Below are 15,601 nucleotides of genomic sequence, written 5' to 3' on the forward strand. Positions count from 1 at the left end.
CTATTCTCAGAATAACTCCATACGTCCTCGAGAAACCAGGGACAAGGAAAAAACCCCGTTTAGCCCGGCAGTCGCTAAAAAAGGAGAAGCCAAGTGCAATACGAAGTAGTCATCGGTTTGGAAGTCCACGCACAATTGAACACGGAATCCAAGGTTTTTTCCACAAGCTCCACGAAGTTCGGAGCTCCCCCGAACTCGCAGGTATCCACCGTTTGTCTAGGCCTTCCCGGTTCTTTGCCTGTTTTAAACGAAGAGGCTCTAAACAAGGCGATCATGGCCGGGCTCGCATTCGGGTCGGAGATCACACTCCACACGAAATTCGATCGTAAAAATTATTTTTATCCCGACCTTCCCAAAGGATACCAGATTTCCCAATTTGATCGGCCTATTTGTCTTGGAGGAGGAGTCTCCTTTACGGTAAAGGGAGAAGAGTCCCCTAAATTCGTAAGACTCACGAGAATCCATATCGAAGAGGACGCAGGTAAATTAATACACTCCGCTGATCCGAATATTCCCTTTTCTTACGTGGATCTGAATCGCGCTGGGACGCCTCTGATAGAAATCGTCTCCGAACCGGAATTGAGATCCTCCGATGAAGCCTACTATTATCTTCTGGCCTTAAAATCAGTCCTGCGTTATATCCGAGTCTCCGACTGCAATATGGAAGAAGGTTCCTTACGCTGCGATGCCAACGTTTCCATCCGTCCGAAAGGCTCGGACAAATTCGGAACCCGGGTGGAAATCAAAAACCTGAATTCATTCAAAGCGGTGAAAGCGGCCATCGATTACGAGGTGGAATGGCAGTCCGAAATGCTTTCACAGGGAAAAACTTTCCAACAGCAAACCAAACTCTGGGATTCCGCAGCCAACGTGACCGTGACAATGAGAACGAAGGAAATGAGTCACGACTACAGATATTTCCCGGATCCGGATTTGCCCTCCGTCGTCTTATCGCAGGAAACGGTGGAACGGATCCGAGCGTCCCTTCCAGAACTACCGGACTCTAGACGCAATCGATTCATCGAAAAGTTAGGACTGCCTAAATACGACGCCGAAGTCTTGACCGCCGAAAGGGAAATAGCCGATTATTACGAAGAGGCTCTGCAGGTTTCCGGCGACGCAAAACGCACCTCGAACTGGGTAAAGGACGAGGTTTTGGGAATCGTAAACAAGGAAAACATTACAATTTCAGAATTTTCCGTAGGGCCCAAAAGGATAGGCCAACTAGTAAAGATGATTTCTGAAGGAAAAATTTCCGGCAAAATCGGCAAAACGGTCTTTGAGGAGATGGTTATCGACGACAAGGACCCCGAAGACATCGTAACCGAAAAAAATCTCGTAGTAGTGCGCGACGATAAGGAAATCGAGCGGATCGTCGACGAGGCGATCGCGGCAAACGAAGACGCCGTGCAAAAATACAAATCCGGAAAGGATCGGGCTCTCGGAGCGATCGTGGGTTATGTGATGAAGGTTTCCAAAGGAAAGGCGGATCCGAATCTGGTAAACCAAATGTTACTAGACAAGCTCGGACCGCTTCCGCCCAAAGGCTGAACTTCGCGGCGGGACACATCAATCGCGGGTCCGGAAAAATTCGGTTATTTCTCCGACGGCACGGACCAGTAGTAATGCAAAAATTCCTCGTGGATACGAAACCCGAAACTTTCGAACAGCTTTCTCGCCGCGCGATTATCGGGTAAAGTCTCCAGGCTCATGCCCTTTCCGCCGAATTTTCGAACCACAGCTCCGGCCTCGTCCAGCAATTTTTTTCCCACACCCTTCTTTCTAGCTCCTTCACGAACATACAGATCGTTCAGTATGTAGTCCTTTTTGAGAAACAGCGAAGAATACGTGGGATAGAGTTGGGCGAAACCCAGAATCGTGTCCGCATCCTCGGCTACGATCAATATGGAATCCTTATGAAGAAGACGATCTTCCAAAAATCTCTTCGTAGCCGCGTAATCGGATTTTAGACCGTAATGTTTTCTATATAGGTCGAACAATTCGATCAATTCCTCCAAATCCGAACGACTCGCAATCCTGAGAGTAATTTCCAGCTTTGACATTTAGAGTTTTCTCATATATATAATTTATTTTAAAATCGATTCGCACCGAAGCATTCTCGTCGGCATGTAAAGCCTCGCCAAAAACGCTTAGGAATCTCCGAATCGCCTGCATTCTACCCGTGTCGTTAATTTGACAATTGCAAAGCTCCAAGCCGGCAAAAAATCCGAATCGGAACCGGACTTACTCCGAGGTAAAATATTCTACATTGTCCCGGCTTTTCTCCGATAAAAATCCGGGAATTTTCTCCGCACGGAGGCGCGATTTTCAAGAAAAGCGTTTTTTCCGAAAAGGGTCTAATAAAGATAGGATTCGTTTTTCAGGCCTTAGAAAGATCGGGACCGTCTGGACTTGACGAATCAGGAGCCGACTTTCTATTATGTCCCTTGGAATGGAAGACTTCGCCCACCTCCACTTACACACGACCTATTCCATGCTCGACGGAGCGATCCGTATCAAAGAGCTGATGAAGCACGTAAAGGAGCTCGGAATGAGTTCCGTCGCCATGACGGATCACGGGAATATGTTCGGGGCGATAGAGTTCTATAACGAGGCGACAAAGAACGGAGTCAAACCGATCATCGGATGCGAATTTTACGTTTCTCCGAACCGCAAGGCGGAAGTGGAGGAAGTGCGCATCGCCGATGGAAACGCCTACCATTTGATTCTTCTGGCCAAAAACGAAATAGGTTATAAAAACTTAATAAAGCTCGCAAGCAAATCGTATACGGAAGGCTTTTATAAAAAAGCCAGGATCGATTACGATCTTCTGGACAGACATAGCGAGGGACTGGTATGTCTGACCGCTTGCCTTGCAGGCGAAGTGAACCGAAAAATTCTGGAAGGAAAAATTCCCGAATCCTTCCAGTTAGCGGGAAAGCTGAACGAAATCTTCAAAAAAGAGGATTTTTATCTGGAGATCCAGAATCACGGAATTCCGGAGCAGGAAATCGTCGCCAAAGGCGCTTATGATTTTTCCCAAAGAAGCGGCATTAAACTGGTCGTGACCAACGACTCGCATTTCCTTCGCAAGGACGATAAGGAAGCTCAGGACATTTTGCTCAGGATCGGAATGCGCAAAACGATCGAAGACGAAATGGAGTTCGGATTCAACCAACACTTTTACGTAAAGAGCCCTGCCGAGATGAAGCTGCTCTTCCCCGAACTGCCGCAGGCGTACTATTCCACTCTCGAAATCCGGGATAAGATAGACCTTAAGCTCAAATTCGGGAACTATCTTTTGCCCGAATTCCCCGTTCCGGCAGGATACGACGAATATTCCTTCATGGAAAAATTAGTCTGGGATGGAATCAGAGAGCGCTATTCGGACGTCACTCGGGAAATCCGAGAAAGAACCGATTTCGAACTCGAAACGATCAAGAACATGCGCTTTGCAGGCTACTTTTTGATCGTTCAGGATTATATTAACTTCGCAAAAAGAAGCGAAATCCCCGTGGGGCCGGGACGAGGCTCTGCGGCGGGTTCCATCGTAGCTTATGCGTTAGGGATCACGAACGTGGAACCGCTCAGATTCAATCTTCTCTTCGAGAGATTTCTCAATCCTGATAGAAAGGATATGCCGGATATCGATACCGACTTCTGCGTGGAAAGGCGGGAAGAAGTGATCAATTACATCCGACACAAGTACGGCGAAGATCGAGTCGGACAGATCATTACGTTCGGATCCTTGGCCGCAAAAGCTGCATTAAAAGACGTAGGAAGAGTCATGAACCTTCCTTTCGACGAAGCCAATCGCTTGACTAGTTATTGTCCGTCCAAGCCCGGGATCACATTGGACGAAGCGATAGAAATTTCTTCGGATCTCAAACAGGCGAGCCAAAAGGACGAACTGCACAAAAAGATTTTTTCCATCGCAAAACGACTGGAAGGAAACTATAGACAACCGGGAAGGCACGCGGCGGGAGTCGTAATCTCCCCCTACCCCTTGGACGAAGTAGTGCCGCTCTCTACGGTTGCCGAAAAGGAAAGACCCGGAGTCCGTTCGATCGTCACACAGTACGAAAAGAACAACCTCGAAGCCGTCGGCCTGATCAAGATGGATATTCTGGGCCTAAAGAACTTAACCACGCTCAATTACGCGGTTCGATTGGTTAAGGAAAGAAGAGGAATAGAACTCGAGTTGGATAAAATCCCTCTCGATAACGCCAATACGTACGCACTACTCAGAAAGGCCAACACGTTAGGCATCTTTCAGTTGGAATCCACCGGTATCACCGATCTGGTAGCCAGAAGCCAGGTTTCCAATTTCGACGAAATCGTAGCTTTAATCGCGCTCTACCGTCCCGGTCCGATGGAATCCGGGATGTTGGAGGAATACTTGGAAAGAAAAAGCGGTAGGAAACCGGTTTCCTACCCGCACGAATCCTGCGAATCCATTTTAAAGGAAACATTCGGACTAACCGTTTACCAAGAACAAGTGATGAGTATTTCCCGCATCGTCGGCGGTTTTACTATGGGCGAATCGGACATGTTACGCAAGGCCATGGCAAAGAAAAAGAAAGAACTCATGGATCCGTTGCGCGTTAAGTTCGTCGAAGGTGCCCAAGCAAAAGGACACGGCAAAAAATTCGCCGAAGACCTGTTCGACCAGTTGGAAAAATTCGGAGGATACGGATTCAACAAATCCCACTCGGTTGCCTACGCTCTAGTCACGTACCAAACCGCTTACATGAAGGCGAACTTTCCTACGGAATATATGGCCGCATTGCTCGCGGGGGACCATTCCAAAACCACCGATATCGTAAAATACATCAATAATGCTCGAGAGATGGGGATCCAAGTTTTGACTCCGGATCTAAACGAGTCGGACGTTTCCTTTTCGGTGATCGACGAGCATACGATTCGCTTCGGAATTTCGGCGATGAAAGGAGTGGGAGAAGGCGCCGCCGAAAACATCATCCAAGTCCGCAAGCGGATCGGAGGATTCAAGGACGTTAAGGATTTCATACTAGGCGTAGACACGCGTATTCTGAATAAGAAAATATTGGAAGCGTTGGCCCAGGGTGGCGCCATGGATTCCTTCGGCTACAGCAGAAAATGCCTCTTCGAATCCATGGACAGCCTGGTGTCCTTCGCGCAAAAAGAACAGGAACGATCCGCAGAAGGGCAGTTTTCTCTTTTCGGAGAATCCACCTTGTCCTACGAACTCAAGTTACCCAAGGAAGCGGAGGAATGGGAGTCGGAAGAAAAATTGCGGCGCGAGAAATTCGTCACAGGACTGTTTCTTTCCGGCCACCCTCTCGATAAGTACGAAGGACACTTGAGGAGCCTAAACAGCATTCCGATCGAAAAAATGGACGATACCAGAGCCGGGGCAAAGGTGGAGATCGCGGGAATTCTGACGTCTTTGAAAATCAAGTTCACCAAAAAGAAAGAAGAATTCGTGAACTTTAAGCTGGAAGATCGGACGGGAGAGATAGAGTGCGTCGCTTTTCCGAAAGTGTATCAGAAGTTTAAGGACCTGATCCGAGAAGACGAGGCGGTTTTCATCAAGGGAGACTTGGACCGGATCGAGGCCGGAGAATCGGAGCTGCGCGGCCAGATTAAGGTGAATAGCTTCGAAATCCTGAACCAAACTACCATCGAAGATAAGATGGAAAAGGCCCTTCATATCCGTTTGGAAGACAGGCATAGAAAAATGCCCGATATTATAGGACAATTACACACTCTTTTGGCTGCGTACCAAGGAAGCTCGCACGTCTACTTTCATTTGGTATCCGGAAACGAGGAAAAAAAAGTGATCCGTGCTCACGATCATTATTCCGTACATCCGAACGACGAACTGATGAATCGGCTCGTGGGTCTCTTAGGAAGCGAGACCGTGTACTATAGTTTCGGAGAAAACATTCGCGTATTCTCTCCCAAAGAATCCGTAGTAACCAAGAAGTGATAAAAGAATTCCGGTCCCCCGGTTCATTTTTCCAAAAGTCTCTTTAAAGACAGGATCGTCTCCGTCGGTGCGCCCGCGGAAGACCAATTGGATAAGTAAGAAGGAACGTCTCCGCCCGGGTCCGTTTGGTTGACATACGTGACTAACGTGGAACTATCGGACACTTCCTCCAAAGTCCATTGTATATGGGAACGGGTGATTCTGTACGAATCCTTTTTTACGGGAACGTTAGGATCGTTTACTGCACGCGTTAAAATACTGACTCGCCTCTTCTGAGTGTCGAAAAAGGATTCCGTTTCCAAAATCATCTCCCTGTCCTTTACAGGCCAAGGAGCTCCGATCAAATAATAATGAATGAATTTATCCGGAACTTTTCCGCCGAGCAAACGGGATTCTTTGCAATTCGCGATCCAGTTCGTATGGCCGGGAATATTCAAAAAAACGTTTCTAACCTCGGACAAGGAACGAGAAATCAGAGTGCTGACTTTAAACGCGTCAAAACGGGAATCGGTAGCTCTCTTAAAAATTTTCACGCCGTTTTCTTCCTTCAGATACACCCAATCGCCCGCGATTACATCCGAGGAAAAAAATAGGAAGGAAACCGTAAAAATTCCGTGCAGGAATACGGAAAAAAACGCCTTACCGAAGAAAAGATTCTGTCGTTGTTTTGCCGAAGTATTCATACCGAAAAACCGAAGGAGAAGGATTATCTAATACGCGTCACGTAAAAGGTAAAGCTCTTCTCACTTAAGTTTCCTTTAAAATCCCATGTCAAAACTCGAACGGTATTTTCTCCGTTCCGAAAATCCAAATTGCCGAGAAGATATTGGTCCCGGTAATACAATTCGCCGAAGCGGAACCCTTCGGGATTTCTCCATTCTCCCCGATCGTAGTTCAAAGAGGAAAAACCCGCCTTTTTTAACGGCTCACCGTTTAAAAACGTCTGGATCTGTGCGACTCCCCTACGCTGGCCGGGTTTCTTACCCGAATCCTGGATACCGACGGTTACGGGAAAGGATTGCGAAATATTAATGTTTTCCCCGTCGTTAATCTGAGTGAATTTTTCCCCTACATGAACCAACAGATTTCCGATCTGAGGCGGCGTGTCGTCCTCGATCGGAGGAAGAAATTTCATCGGATCTAAAATGATTTTTCCGTAATCTTTTAGGACTAAAAAATGAAGGTGAGCTCCGCTGGAATGCCCCGTATTTCCGGTCGTTCCGATTTTTTCTCCGGCTCCAAGAATGCGATCCTCCAAAAAGCCGTTTAAACGGCCGTCTTTGAGGTGATAATAGGCGGTGTATATTCCTTTTCCGTGATCCAGCCAAACGGAATTTCCGGTACCGAATTCGTCTCCGAACGGATCGTCTTCGCCGAACCGCGAATAAAGGATTTTTCCTTCTCCCATCGCCAAAACCGGCTCCCCGTTAGAGGAAATATCCATTCCGTTATGAAAATGGTCCCCCCTAGATTCTCCGAAGACGGAACTAATCTTGTTTTCAATTCCTTCCGTTTTCACGGGGAATAGAAAATTTATTACTTTATCGTTTTCAGCAAAGGTGCTTAGATGGAACGCGGCCAAGATTAGGCCTATAGTAGGGATGAATCTCATTCCGGGTCGGCCCCCTGGTGCAAGGTTACAGTAAGAATGAATTTGTCAAAGGATAAAACCCTGGATATCGTTACCCGATGTGGAGACGGGGACGAGGAAGCGTTAAAGCTGTTTTTTGAAGCCTACTCGGAAGACATCTACAATTTTCCGATGAAAATCTTTCATTTGAGCGAAGACGATGCGGGAGATTTCTTCCTGTATGCCTTCGAACGTCTTAAGACCGGCGCGAGATTTTCCAGCTTCAAAGGAAAATCCAGTTTTCGGACGTGGTTTTATTCCGTTCTCCGCAACATGCTCATCGATTGGCAAAGAACCAAGCGCGAGCTGAAAATGACCAACTTGGGGAAGATCAACAAGGAAGGAAAAGAATACGCCACGATAGAAGACGAGCCGGACCAACGACCGGACCTAATCGAAGAAGCGCAGGAACTCACCCGACACTTCCACCAGGTATTGGGGGAAATCGGAATCGAGAAACGCGTGATTTTCAAACTTTCCTATATCTATTACCTGAACCTAGACGAGGAAGAGATAGAATTCCTAGGATCCAAAACGAAACTCTCTCCGGAAGAACTGAAGCAAAAAATTATGTCTCTCCGGACGGAACTTTCCCGCAGAGAGGAAGAAAACATTCGGATGGAAGATAAGATTACTTCCTTATATCTGAACATTTTAGAGTTAAAAGAGAAGCAAACTGCAACCATCAAGAAGGCGCCGATCCTTCCTCAGGAAGTCGATAAGACTTCCCAAGCCCTAAAAAAGAAATACGAACAGCGCAAAAAACTCCTGGAAAAACGCAAAAAAGGTCACTTTTTAGCCAGAACACCTTACCGAGAAGTAGCGGACCTTTTGGGGATTACGGAAGGAAATGTCAGCGTTACTTTGCTGCGTTTGATCGAAAAAATACAAAAAAAACTCAAATTTTCGGAATTGTCCGAGTAAAAGAAATCGTCTTAAACCTTATTGGAGCGTCACACGCAAATGGAATCCAAACGCGAACCAGGCTCGGAACCGGAAGTAAACAAATCTCTCTTTGAGGGAGAAGAAGCCGTAATCTCCGGAATCGATAAAAGTCCCGAGTTACAAAACGAATTGATTCGAATGGAAGAAGCTCTTCAAGCGGGAATCAAAACCGCCGAAGAATCTTACTTCGAATCCGCTAGTCGAAGCCATGCTTATCGTACATTTCAGGAAGATCTAGATCTTAGCAAAGCCGAGCTGACGGAAGGTTGGCAGGTCAAAGCTTTCCCCGAATATTTAAAACGATATGTGGAAATGGAATTATCCCGTAAGGAACAGAGCCGGGAATCCATCGTGGTTAAATTAGGAAAATCGGGTGCTCAACTCTTCGATAGCCTAATCCAAACTCTGCAGATCAACACGAGAGTAGACTACGCTCCGGCAATGCGTTCCAGTACGACCAAGCTGCCGGCCGCTTCCGAATTCATCGTCTTCGAAGAGAAAGTAGAGGATGATTGCAAATTTACCTATCAGGTCGTTCAAGAAACGGAAGAGACCGCGTATTTGAGCGTCAAAATCGACTGCCCTAGACCGGAAGATTTCCAAAGAGTGAACCTCTCTAAAGATGGAAGGTTTATCCTTTCCAACCAATTCAATTCGGATGGTATTACGAACTTTGCCGGATTGAGAGAAGGCAAGTACACCGTGGAATTCCAGGGAAAAGACTTGTCGAAATCCATCGACCTCTTTATTCTTCTAGATTAAAAGAGACTTCCGAACAGATTCCCCTTCCGAGCTTATGTCTCGCTTGGGGAAGAAACCGGTCCGCTCTTCCCGGAACCTATGCTCAATCTTATCATAGACAGAGTCGGCGCAGTCAACGTATTCAACATACTCGACAGTTCGGGAAGCGGGTCCGAATCCCATCTGCAATCCACGATGGACGAGGATTTGATCCTCGAATACATTAAAGAAATCGAAAATTTAGTCAGAGTATCGGTGGCTATCCACCAGAAATCCTCAGGTCATCCGACTCTGGAAACGGATATTCTCCACGAACTGAAAATCTTGGGAGAAACGTTTTACGACCAGTTTTTCCCGGCTGTTATTCAGGAAAAGCTCCGGTTAACCACGGAAAAATATCTGCATTTCAATATAGATCCGAAATTAGGAGTGATTCCTTGGGAACTGCTTCACGACGGAACCTGTTTTTTATCGGATAAATTCTTTATCGGTAAAACCGTCAGAGGAGAAGGACATAGCGGCGCCTTTAAGGAAAAGGAAAAACTGCGGATGTTGATCATCGCGGATCCTACCGAAGATCTGGAATGGGCACAAAAGGAAGGAGAACAATTGTTCAGAGTTCTGAGCGAAAAAGTTCCTTCTTCCCGCCTGGAGATAGAATTTATCGGAGGAAAGCAGGTAACAAAACTGAAACTCCTCTCCCTGATCAAAGGAAAGAACATCATCCACTACTCCGGCCATTTGTATTTTTCGGATGATCCCCTCGAAAACGGTTGGTTGATTTCGGAAGGGAAGATTTTGAAAGCCCGGGAGATCAAGAATTCCGGTTTCAACACGGACATGGTTTTTTCGAACTCCTGCCAATCCAATAAAAGCACCACTCGCAATCTAAACTCTGATCTGATGAATAATTTCGCCGGCTCCTTCCTGATGTCCGGTATCAAAAGTTTTATCGGGACCAACTGGGAAATCGCGGATAACCAGAATACGATCGATTTTACCATCCAATTTTATTCGAATCTATTCGCGGACAAAAGCGTAGGAGAGTCCCTGTTTCTAGCCAAAGAACAAGCGCGACGGAATTACGACTCCAGCGATTTAACTTGGACGAATTATAGCCTTCACGGACAGCCGAACATACGCGTCACCTCCGATCCTACGAAAGGGCGTACCGCACATAAGATCGTCAATCCGTCCCTGATCTTCAAATTCTATCCCACACCGATCGCTTCCTCCTATTATACCTTCACCGAAAGGCAAAAGACGGAATCCTTATCATCCTACGAGTTGATGGAAAACCTGATCGTCGCATTCGAGGAATTCAGCAAGGTAACGGGAGGAATCCTGTTCAGCGATCACCAAAACCACGCGCTCGGAAAATTCATCCCCAATAACCCGGACGATGCTTTCGGAATCGAACGTTGGTGGGAGTTGATATTCCAGTGTCTCCACGATTTCCGGAAATTGCAGATCACTCCTGTCGTGACCGGTCTCGCCGAAATCCTTTTTGCGAACCGCGATACGATCCAAAAAATGATCCAATGGATCGAATTTTATTCTAAAGGACAGATCCAACCCGAATCCGCCGACGGCTATCTGATTACGTTTCAGTATTATTTCGAGAACCTGCTCACGGAATTGGAGGAACTCGAAAGAATCAGCGTCTTCTTGGTATCCACAAATTCGAATAATCACCTGTTCTTTCGCGGTTTGAAGCCCGAGTCCTCGCTGGTGGCCGCTCCTATGATTAAACAGGATTTTGTCGGAGAACAGATCGAAAAATATCGGGGACGTGTCATCGTTTTCCACGAGGAACGACTTCAGATTTTTCCTCTCGCCTGTAATATCATCGAAAATCCGGAGACAAAGGTTTTAGAGCTGGCATTTCCCGGATTCAAATCCGTTTCCCGAGGAAACCTACCTCACGGCGGGATCTGAGTTGGGTTTATGCCAACCTGACTCAAACGTTCCGTTTTCCTGCGGAGCCTGTTGCGGCCTTTTCAATCTAGACGCTTCTCCCGATCGGTTTCGGGAATTACTGGACCAGAGAACCCGCGAATTCAAAGCAACCGTGGATTTTACAAGACCTTATACGATGGCCGAATTCCGCAAAAGTCGGGAAGAGCAGGAAAAAGAAATCCCGAGAAAGGATCCTTTGACCTACAACTGTCCTTTTCTAGGAAAACTTTCCGAGGATTTTTCCGAGTCGGATAACAAGCCTGTAAAAGCGAAGACAAGAATAGGATGTATGATTCATCCGATTTATTCGGGAGACGCAAGAAGTCAGAATTATTCGTTTTACGGCGCCTCGATCTGTCAAGCCTACGATTGCAGAAACAAAGAGAGAAACAACTCCGAGGAATGGGAGAAAGTATTTTCCGAACTCGCGGACGATTCCTTTTCCTATTCGGCTCTTGCGTCCGATTACAGAACGGTAGACCTGATCGAAGGTTATCTGCGGGAAAAGCGAATTCCGGAATCGGAATGGTTTACCTCCCAACGAAACCGGATATTGAAGCTACTTCGACGGAAATTTCAGAATGGAATCGCTCTCTGGAACACTTCCTTCGAGCTCGAAATGGAGAGTCCTCCGCCGGTCACCTTTGAGGAAAGACTCGCTGTTTGGTTCGGAACCGACAAAGAAGATCTACCTGTATCCTGATATTATTATGCCGGTGCGAAATTCAGGAGAGTGGATCCGAAAAGTCCTCCTTCCGGAGGACTTTCGATGAAAATGCTTATTGCTGGCCTGCGCCTGTTCCGTTCGATCCTTTTTTAGTCGCGGCCTTTTTGACCTCTTCTACTTTATGATTTACTTGTCCGGCCAATCCTTCCACGGAACGCAATGCATCTTCGATGTATTTCCGAAGATTAACCGCCACTTCTCCCTGGTCCTGAGCTCCTTTCACTGAGAGTTCTTTGAATTCTTTTTCCACTTTTAAAAGGATGCTGTCCGCTTGTTCCCGAAGTGTTTTAGCCGCGCCTATTGCAAAATTGAGAGCTTCTTTAATTTCTTTTTCCATTGTTGCATTCCTTTACAAATCGGACTTCGGATCTTTCTCTTTTTTAGATACGGAGCGATCCGCACCCGGAATCTACAAGTCCTGGATTCAAATACTTATGCGCTGCACAATTTATTGTCAAGCCCGTTTCCTCATCGCATAACGTTCGGACAAAAAAAAGAGCAGGAAAGATCCTGCTCTTTTTAGAATTTCAAAAACTTCGAGAACTTAGCTTAGTTTCGGTCCGAACGCGGTAAAATCATAATCCTTGGATCCTTCCGCATATTTTTTGAAGTTTTCGATGAACATATTCGCCAATTTCTTGGAGGTCTCGTCGTAAGCGGCTTTGTCGGCCCATGCGGCTCGAGGATCCAAAATCGCGCTATCCACACCTTCCACAGTTTTCGGGTATTCCATCTGAAAGACTGGATGCTTCGTAAACTCCGCCTTATCTATGTTGCCGTTCATGATCTCGTCGATGATCTTACGGGTGGAAGGCAGATTCATTCTCTTTCCGATTCCGTAAGGGCCGCCGACTAAACCTGTGTTCATCAGATATGCGCGCACTTTATGTTTACGCATCTTCTCACCCAACAACTTCGCATATACGGTAGGATGCAAAGTCATGAAAGCGGCTCCGAAACAAGCGGAAAAAGTCGCGGTCGGTTCTTTGATTCCGCGCTCCGTTCCTGCGACCTTAGCGGTGTAACCGGACAAGAAATGATACATAGCTTGCTCGATAGACAACTTGGATACGGGAGGTAGAACTCCGAACGCATCATAAGTCAAAAAGATGATCACTTTAGGATGATCGCCTTTGGACGGAACTTGGATGTTTTTGATGTGGTAGATCGGGTAGGAAACGCGGGTATTTTCGGTTTTTGCTGCGGAAGCATAATCTACGACCTTCGTTTTTTCGTCGTATACCACGTTTTCCAACAAAGCATCGCGTTTGATCGCTTCGTAAATCTCAGGTTCGGTTTTGGGATCCAGATTGATCACCTTCGCATAACAACCGCCTTCGATATTAAAGATTCCGTTGTCGTCCCAGCCGTGTTCGTCGTCGCCGATCAGTTTTCGATGCGGGTCCGTGGAAAGGGTCGTTTTTCCGGTTCCGGAAAGGCCGAAGAAAAGAGCGGTATCGCCGTCCTTATTTCCGATATTCGCGGAGCAGTGCATAGAAACGATGCCCTGCAGCGGTAACTTATAATTCATCACCGAGAAGATCCCTTTTTTCATCTCGCCGCCGTATTCGGTTCCGCCGATGATGCAGAGTTTTTTACCCAGGTGAAAAATAACGAAAACGTCGGAATTCAGTCCGTGTTCTTTATATTTTTCGTTCTTAACTCCGCAAGCATTGATGATCGTGAATTCCGGCAGTAGATCGGCCAGCTCTTCTTTGGATGGGCGCAGAAACATGTTCGTGCAGAAATGATGCTGCCATGCCTTTTCAGAAACCACGCGAAGCCCCATGCGGGTTTCCGGATTCGCACCGGCATATCCGTCAAAGACATAGAGTTTTTTACCTTTCAGGTAATTTACGCATTTTGCATGTAATTCGTCGAAAATCTGCTCGGAGACTTTGAAGTTGATGTGGGACCACCAAATATTTCCGTTGGAAGAGGGTTCATCCACGAAGTATTTGTCTTTGGGGGAACGTCCGGTAAAAATCCCGGTATCCACCATCATCGTGCCGTTGGAAGAAATCACGGTTTCTCCGTTATTCTTTTCGTGCTCGAAAATTTCGTCGTAGGAAAGGTTATGGAAGACTTCGGAGGGCTCGATACCGAGCTCCTTCAGTCCCTTCACTTGCGTCTGGGCCTGCATTTGGTGCTCCTTGCTGTTCGTATTTCAAATATTTTAGGGTTTAAGATAGAGTCAATTCGGAACCAGGACTAATTTGCCCCCGTTATGGCTAGATCGGGAGATTCTGTCCCATATAGGAAAGAGGCGGATCCCCAAAAAAGACCCGCCTTCCGATCGTTATTGTTGTTGTTGGTCTTGGAAATCCTTGCGATTTCCGAAATCGTCCCCGCGGTCTTGGTTTCCTTGGTTTCGGTTCCGGTTTCTGTCCTGGTAATCCCGCCGGTTTCCACGGTCTTCGTTTCCTCGATCCGGTTTTTCCGCGCGATTCCCGCGATCTTCCCCTTTCTCTTGACCCCTTTCCTGGCGATCACCGCGATCCCGGTCGAAATTTCTGTCGCCACCGCCACCGCGGTTACGATTGTCCCTTTCTCCGCGGTCGTTTTTATCATGGCCGCCACCATTGGAATTGGCCTTCGTAAAGATCATTTTTCCCGCGGCGGTCTGGATGATGGAAGTAACGGTCACTTTGACTTCTTTGCCGACCAGGTGACCTCCGTTTTCTATGACCACCATGGTACCGTCTTCCAAATAACCTATTCCTTGGTTCTCGTCCTTTCCTTCCTTGATGACTTGGATCGCAAGCTCTTCTCCCGGGAGGACGACAGGCTTAAGCGCATTGGCGAGAGTATTCAGATTCAAGACTTTTACGCCTTGTAGTTCGGCGACTTTGTTCAGATTGAAATCGTTAGTTACGATTTTCCCACCGGTATCCCGCGCTAATTTGATCAACTTCGCATCGACTTCCCGGGTATCCGAATAATCTTTGTAGGTAATTTTTACTTCTATCGATCCTTTCCGCTGAAGTTTATTCAGCATTTCTAATCCTCGTCTTCCTCGAGCCCGTTTGATAGGATCGGAAGAATCGCTGATCAACTGGATCTCGCGTAAAACGAAATTCGGCAGAATCAAAGGACCGTCGATAAAATGAGTATCCGCGATATCCAAAATGCGCCCGTCGATGACTACGGAAGTATCTAGAATTTTATCGCGAACTTCGTCCTTATTGATAACCGCCACTCCGAAAGGATCCATTCCTTGCGGACCGCCGGTACCACCGCCGAAAATGGCAAGGCCAGGTTCTTTTGCGAAAGCCTTTCCGATTCTCGCTCCAAATAATCCTAAGATCAGATACAGCGCTAAATTCAATTCCTCGAACCGAACGATGGTTCCGAGAAACCAAGCTAAAGAAAACCCCAGGAGGATTCCGATTCCGACGCAGAAAAGTACGTCGGCACGAAACTTAGGAAATAATTTTGCTTCTCCAAATAAAAGTACGAGAGAAACCACGAGAACCAGTCCCGCAAGAGAACCGGCAAGAACCCAATCTTGGGTCTGCTTCTGCGTCACAAAAAACGACAGAGAAGAAAGGAGGATAGCCGTAAGGCCTTTGTATAGGTAACCCATAACCCAAATCCTTCAAATAATAGACTCGAGTTTTATTCGGAA

12 protein-coding genes are annotated in these 15,601 nt (G+C 46.8%); 6 read left to right on the forward strand and 6 right to left on the reverse strand.

Annotation, left to right across the window (positions count from 1 at the left end):
* Positions 1 to 93 precede the first annotated feature (93 nt).
* Complete coding sequence (gene gatB, locus EHO61_RS03605; RefSeq protein WP_135812250.1) at positions 94 to 1,551, forward strand: Asp-tRNA(Asn)/Glu-tRNA(Gln) amidotransferase subunit GatB; 1,458 nt, start codon at positions 94 to 96, stop codon at positions 1,549 to 1,551.
* Between the two features lie 44 nt (positions 1,552 to 1,595).
* Here gatB and EHO61_RS03610 read toward each other — a convergent pair whose 3' ends face one another.
* Entirely contained in the window at positions 1,596 to 2,063 is a 468-nt protein-coding gene (locus EHO61_RS03610) for a GNAT family N-acetyltransferase (RefSeq protein ID WP_135812251.1), read from the reverse strand.
* Between the two features lie 389 nt (positions 2,064 to 2,452).
* Between EHO61_RS03610 and dnaE the strand changes: the two genes are divergently transcribed.
* Complete coding sequence (gene dnaE, locus EHO61_RS03615) at positions 2,453 to 5,971, forward strand: DNA polymerase III subunit alpha (protein WP_210415302.1); 3,519 nt, start codon at positions 2,453 to 2,455, stop codon at positions 5,969 to 5,971.
* Between the two features lie 23 nt (positions 5,972 to 5,994).
* On the opposite strand, the gene EHO61_RS03620 is transcribed toward dnaE, so the two are convergent.
* Entirely contained in the window at positions 5,995 to 6,654 is a 660-nt protein-coding gene (locus EHO61_RS03620) for an START domain-containing protein (RefSeq protein ID WP_135812253.1), read from the reverse strand.
* Between the two features lie 23 nt (positions 6,655 to 6,677).
* Positions 6,678 to 7,583 carry a M23 family metallopeptidase gene (locus EHO61_RS03625; RefSeq protein WP_167884796.1) on the reverse strand — a complete coding sequence of 302 codons (906 nt, stop codon included), beginning with the start codon at positions 7,581 to 7,583 and terminating at the stop codon, positions 6,678 to 6,680.
* Between the two features lie 36 nt (positions 7,584 to 7,619).
* Between EHO61_RS03625 and EHO61_RS03630 the strand changes: the two genes are divergently transcribed.
* The 4 genes from EHO61_RS03630 (at position 7,620) to EHO61_RS03645 (ending at position 11,949) form a co-directional block, all read left to right on the forward strand.
* Entirely contained in the window at positions 7,620 to 8,525 is a 906-nt protein-coding gene (locus EHO61_RS03630; RefSeq protein WP_135812254.1) for a sigma-70 family RNA polymerase sigma factor, read from the forward strand.
* Positions 8,526 to 8,564: 39 nt separating this feature from the next.
* On the forward strand, positions 8,565 to 9,308 hold the full coding sequence (locus EHO61_RS03635) for a hypothetical protein (RefSeq protein ID WP_135812255.1): 744 nt from the start codon (positions 8,565 to 8,567) through the stop codon (positions 9,306 to 9,308).
* Positions 9,309 to 9,386: 78 nt separating this feature from the next.
* Positions 9,387 to 11,225, forward strand: coding sequence for a CHAT domain-containing protein (locus EHO61_RS03640; RefSeq protein ID WP_135812256.1), 1,839 nt, complete (start codon positions 9,387 to 9,389; stop codon positions 11,223 to 11,225).
* Position 11,226: 1 nt separating this feature from the next.
* Complete coding sequence (locus EHO61_RS03645; protein ID WP_135812257.1) at positions 11,227 to 11,949, forward strand: hypothetical protein; 723 nt, start codon at positions 11,227 to 11,229, stop codon at positions 11,947 to 11,949.
* Positions 11,950 to 12,025: 76 nt separating this feature from the next.
* Here EHO61_RS03645 and EHO61_RS03650 read toward each other — a convergent pair whose 3' ends face one another.
* The 3 genes from EHO61_RS03650 to EHO61_RS03660 form a co-directional block, all read right to left on the reverse strand.
* Entirely contained in the window at positions 12,026 to 12,310 is a 285-nt protein-coding gene (locus EHO61_RS03650; protein WP_135767300.1) for a phasin-related domain-containing protein, read from the reverse strand.
* A 207-nt stretch (positions 12,311 to 12,517) separates the two neighbouring features.
* Positions 12,518 to 14,116: a phosphoenolpyruvate carboxykinase (ATP) gene (pckA, locus tag EHO61_RS03655; RefSeq protein WP_135812258.1), complete on the reverse strand. Its 1,599-nt coding sequence runs from the start codon at positions 14,114 to 14,116 to the stop codon at positions 12,518 to 12,520.
* A 156-nt stretch (positions 14,117 to 14,272) separates the two neighbouring features.
* Entirely contained in the window at positions 14,273 to 15,559 is a 1,287-nt protein-coding gene (locus EHO61_RS03660; protein ID WP_135812259.1) for a PIN/TRAM domain-containing protein, read from the reverse strand.
* Between the last annotated feature and the right edge of the window lie 42 nt (positions 15,560 to 15,601).

Origin of the sequence: Leptospira fluminis, assembly GCF_004771275.1 — a bacterium.
GTDB lineage: Bacteria > Spirochaetota > Leptospiria > Leptospirales > Leptospiraceae > Leptospira_B > Leptospira_B fluminis.

What these genes read in the sequence shown, in the direction of transcription:
- EHO61_RS03620 (WP_135812253.1), bottom strand. Translation starts at nt 6,654, where the DNA reads ATGAATACTTCGGCAAAACAACGACAGAATCTTTTCTTCGGTAAGGCG.
- EHO61_RS03650 (WP_135767300.1), bottom strand. Translation starts at nt 12,310, where the DNA reads ATGGAAAAAGAAATTAAAGAAGCTCTCAATTTTGCAATAGGCGCGGCT.
- pckA (WP_135812258.1), bottom strand. Translation starts at nt 14,116, where the DNA reads ATGCAGGCCCAGACGCAAGTGAAGGGACTGAAGGAGCTCGGTATCGAG.
- EHO61_RS03660 (WP_135812259.1), bottom strand. Translation starts at nt 15,559, where the DNA reads ATGGGTTACCTATACAAAGGCCTTACGGCTATCCTCCTTTCTTCTCTG.
- EHO61_RS03625 (WP_167884796.1), bottom strand. Translation starts at nt 7,583, where the DNA reads ATGAGATTCATCCCTACTATAGGCCTAATCTTGGCCGCGTTCCATCTA.
- EHO61_RS03610 (WP_135812251.1), bottom strand. Translation starts at nt 2,063, where the DNA reads ATGTCAAAGCTGGAAATTACTCTCAGGATTGCGAGTCGTTCGGATTTG.
- EHO61_RS03635 (WP_135812255.1), top strand. Translation starts at nt 8,565, where the DNA reads ATGGAATCCAAACGCGAACCAGGCTCGGAACCGGAAGTAAACAAATCT.
- EHO61_RS03640 (WP_135812256.1), top strand. Translation starts at nt 9,387, where the DNA reads ATGCTCAATCTTATCATAGACAGAGTCGGCGCAGTCAACGTATTCAAC.
- EHO61_RS03630 (WP_135812254.1), top strand. Translation starts at nt 7,620, where the DNA reads ATGAATTTGTCAAAGGATAAAACCCTGGATATCGTTACCCGATGTGGA.
- dnaE (WP_210415302.1), top strand. Translation starts at nt 2,453, where the DNA reads ATGGAAGACTTCGCCCACCTCCACTTACACACGACCTATTCCATGCTC.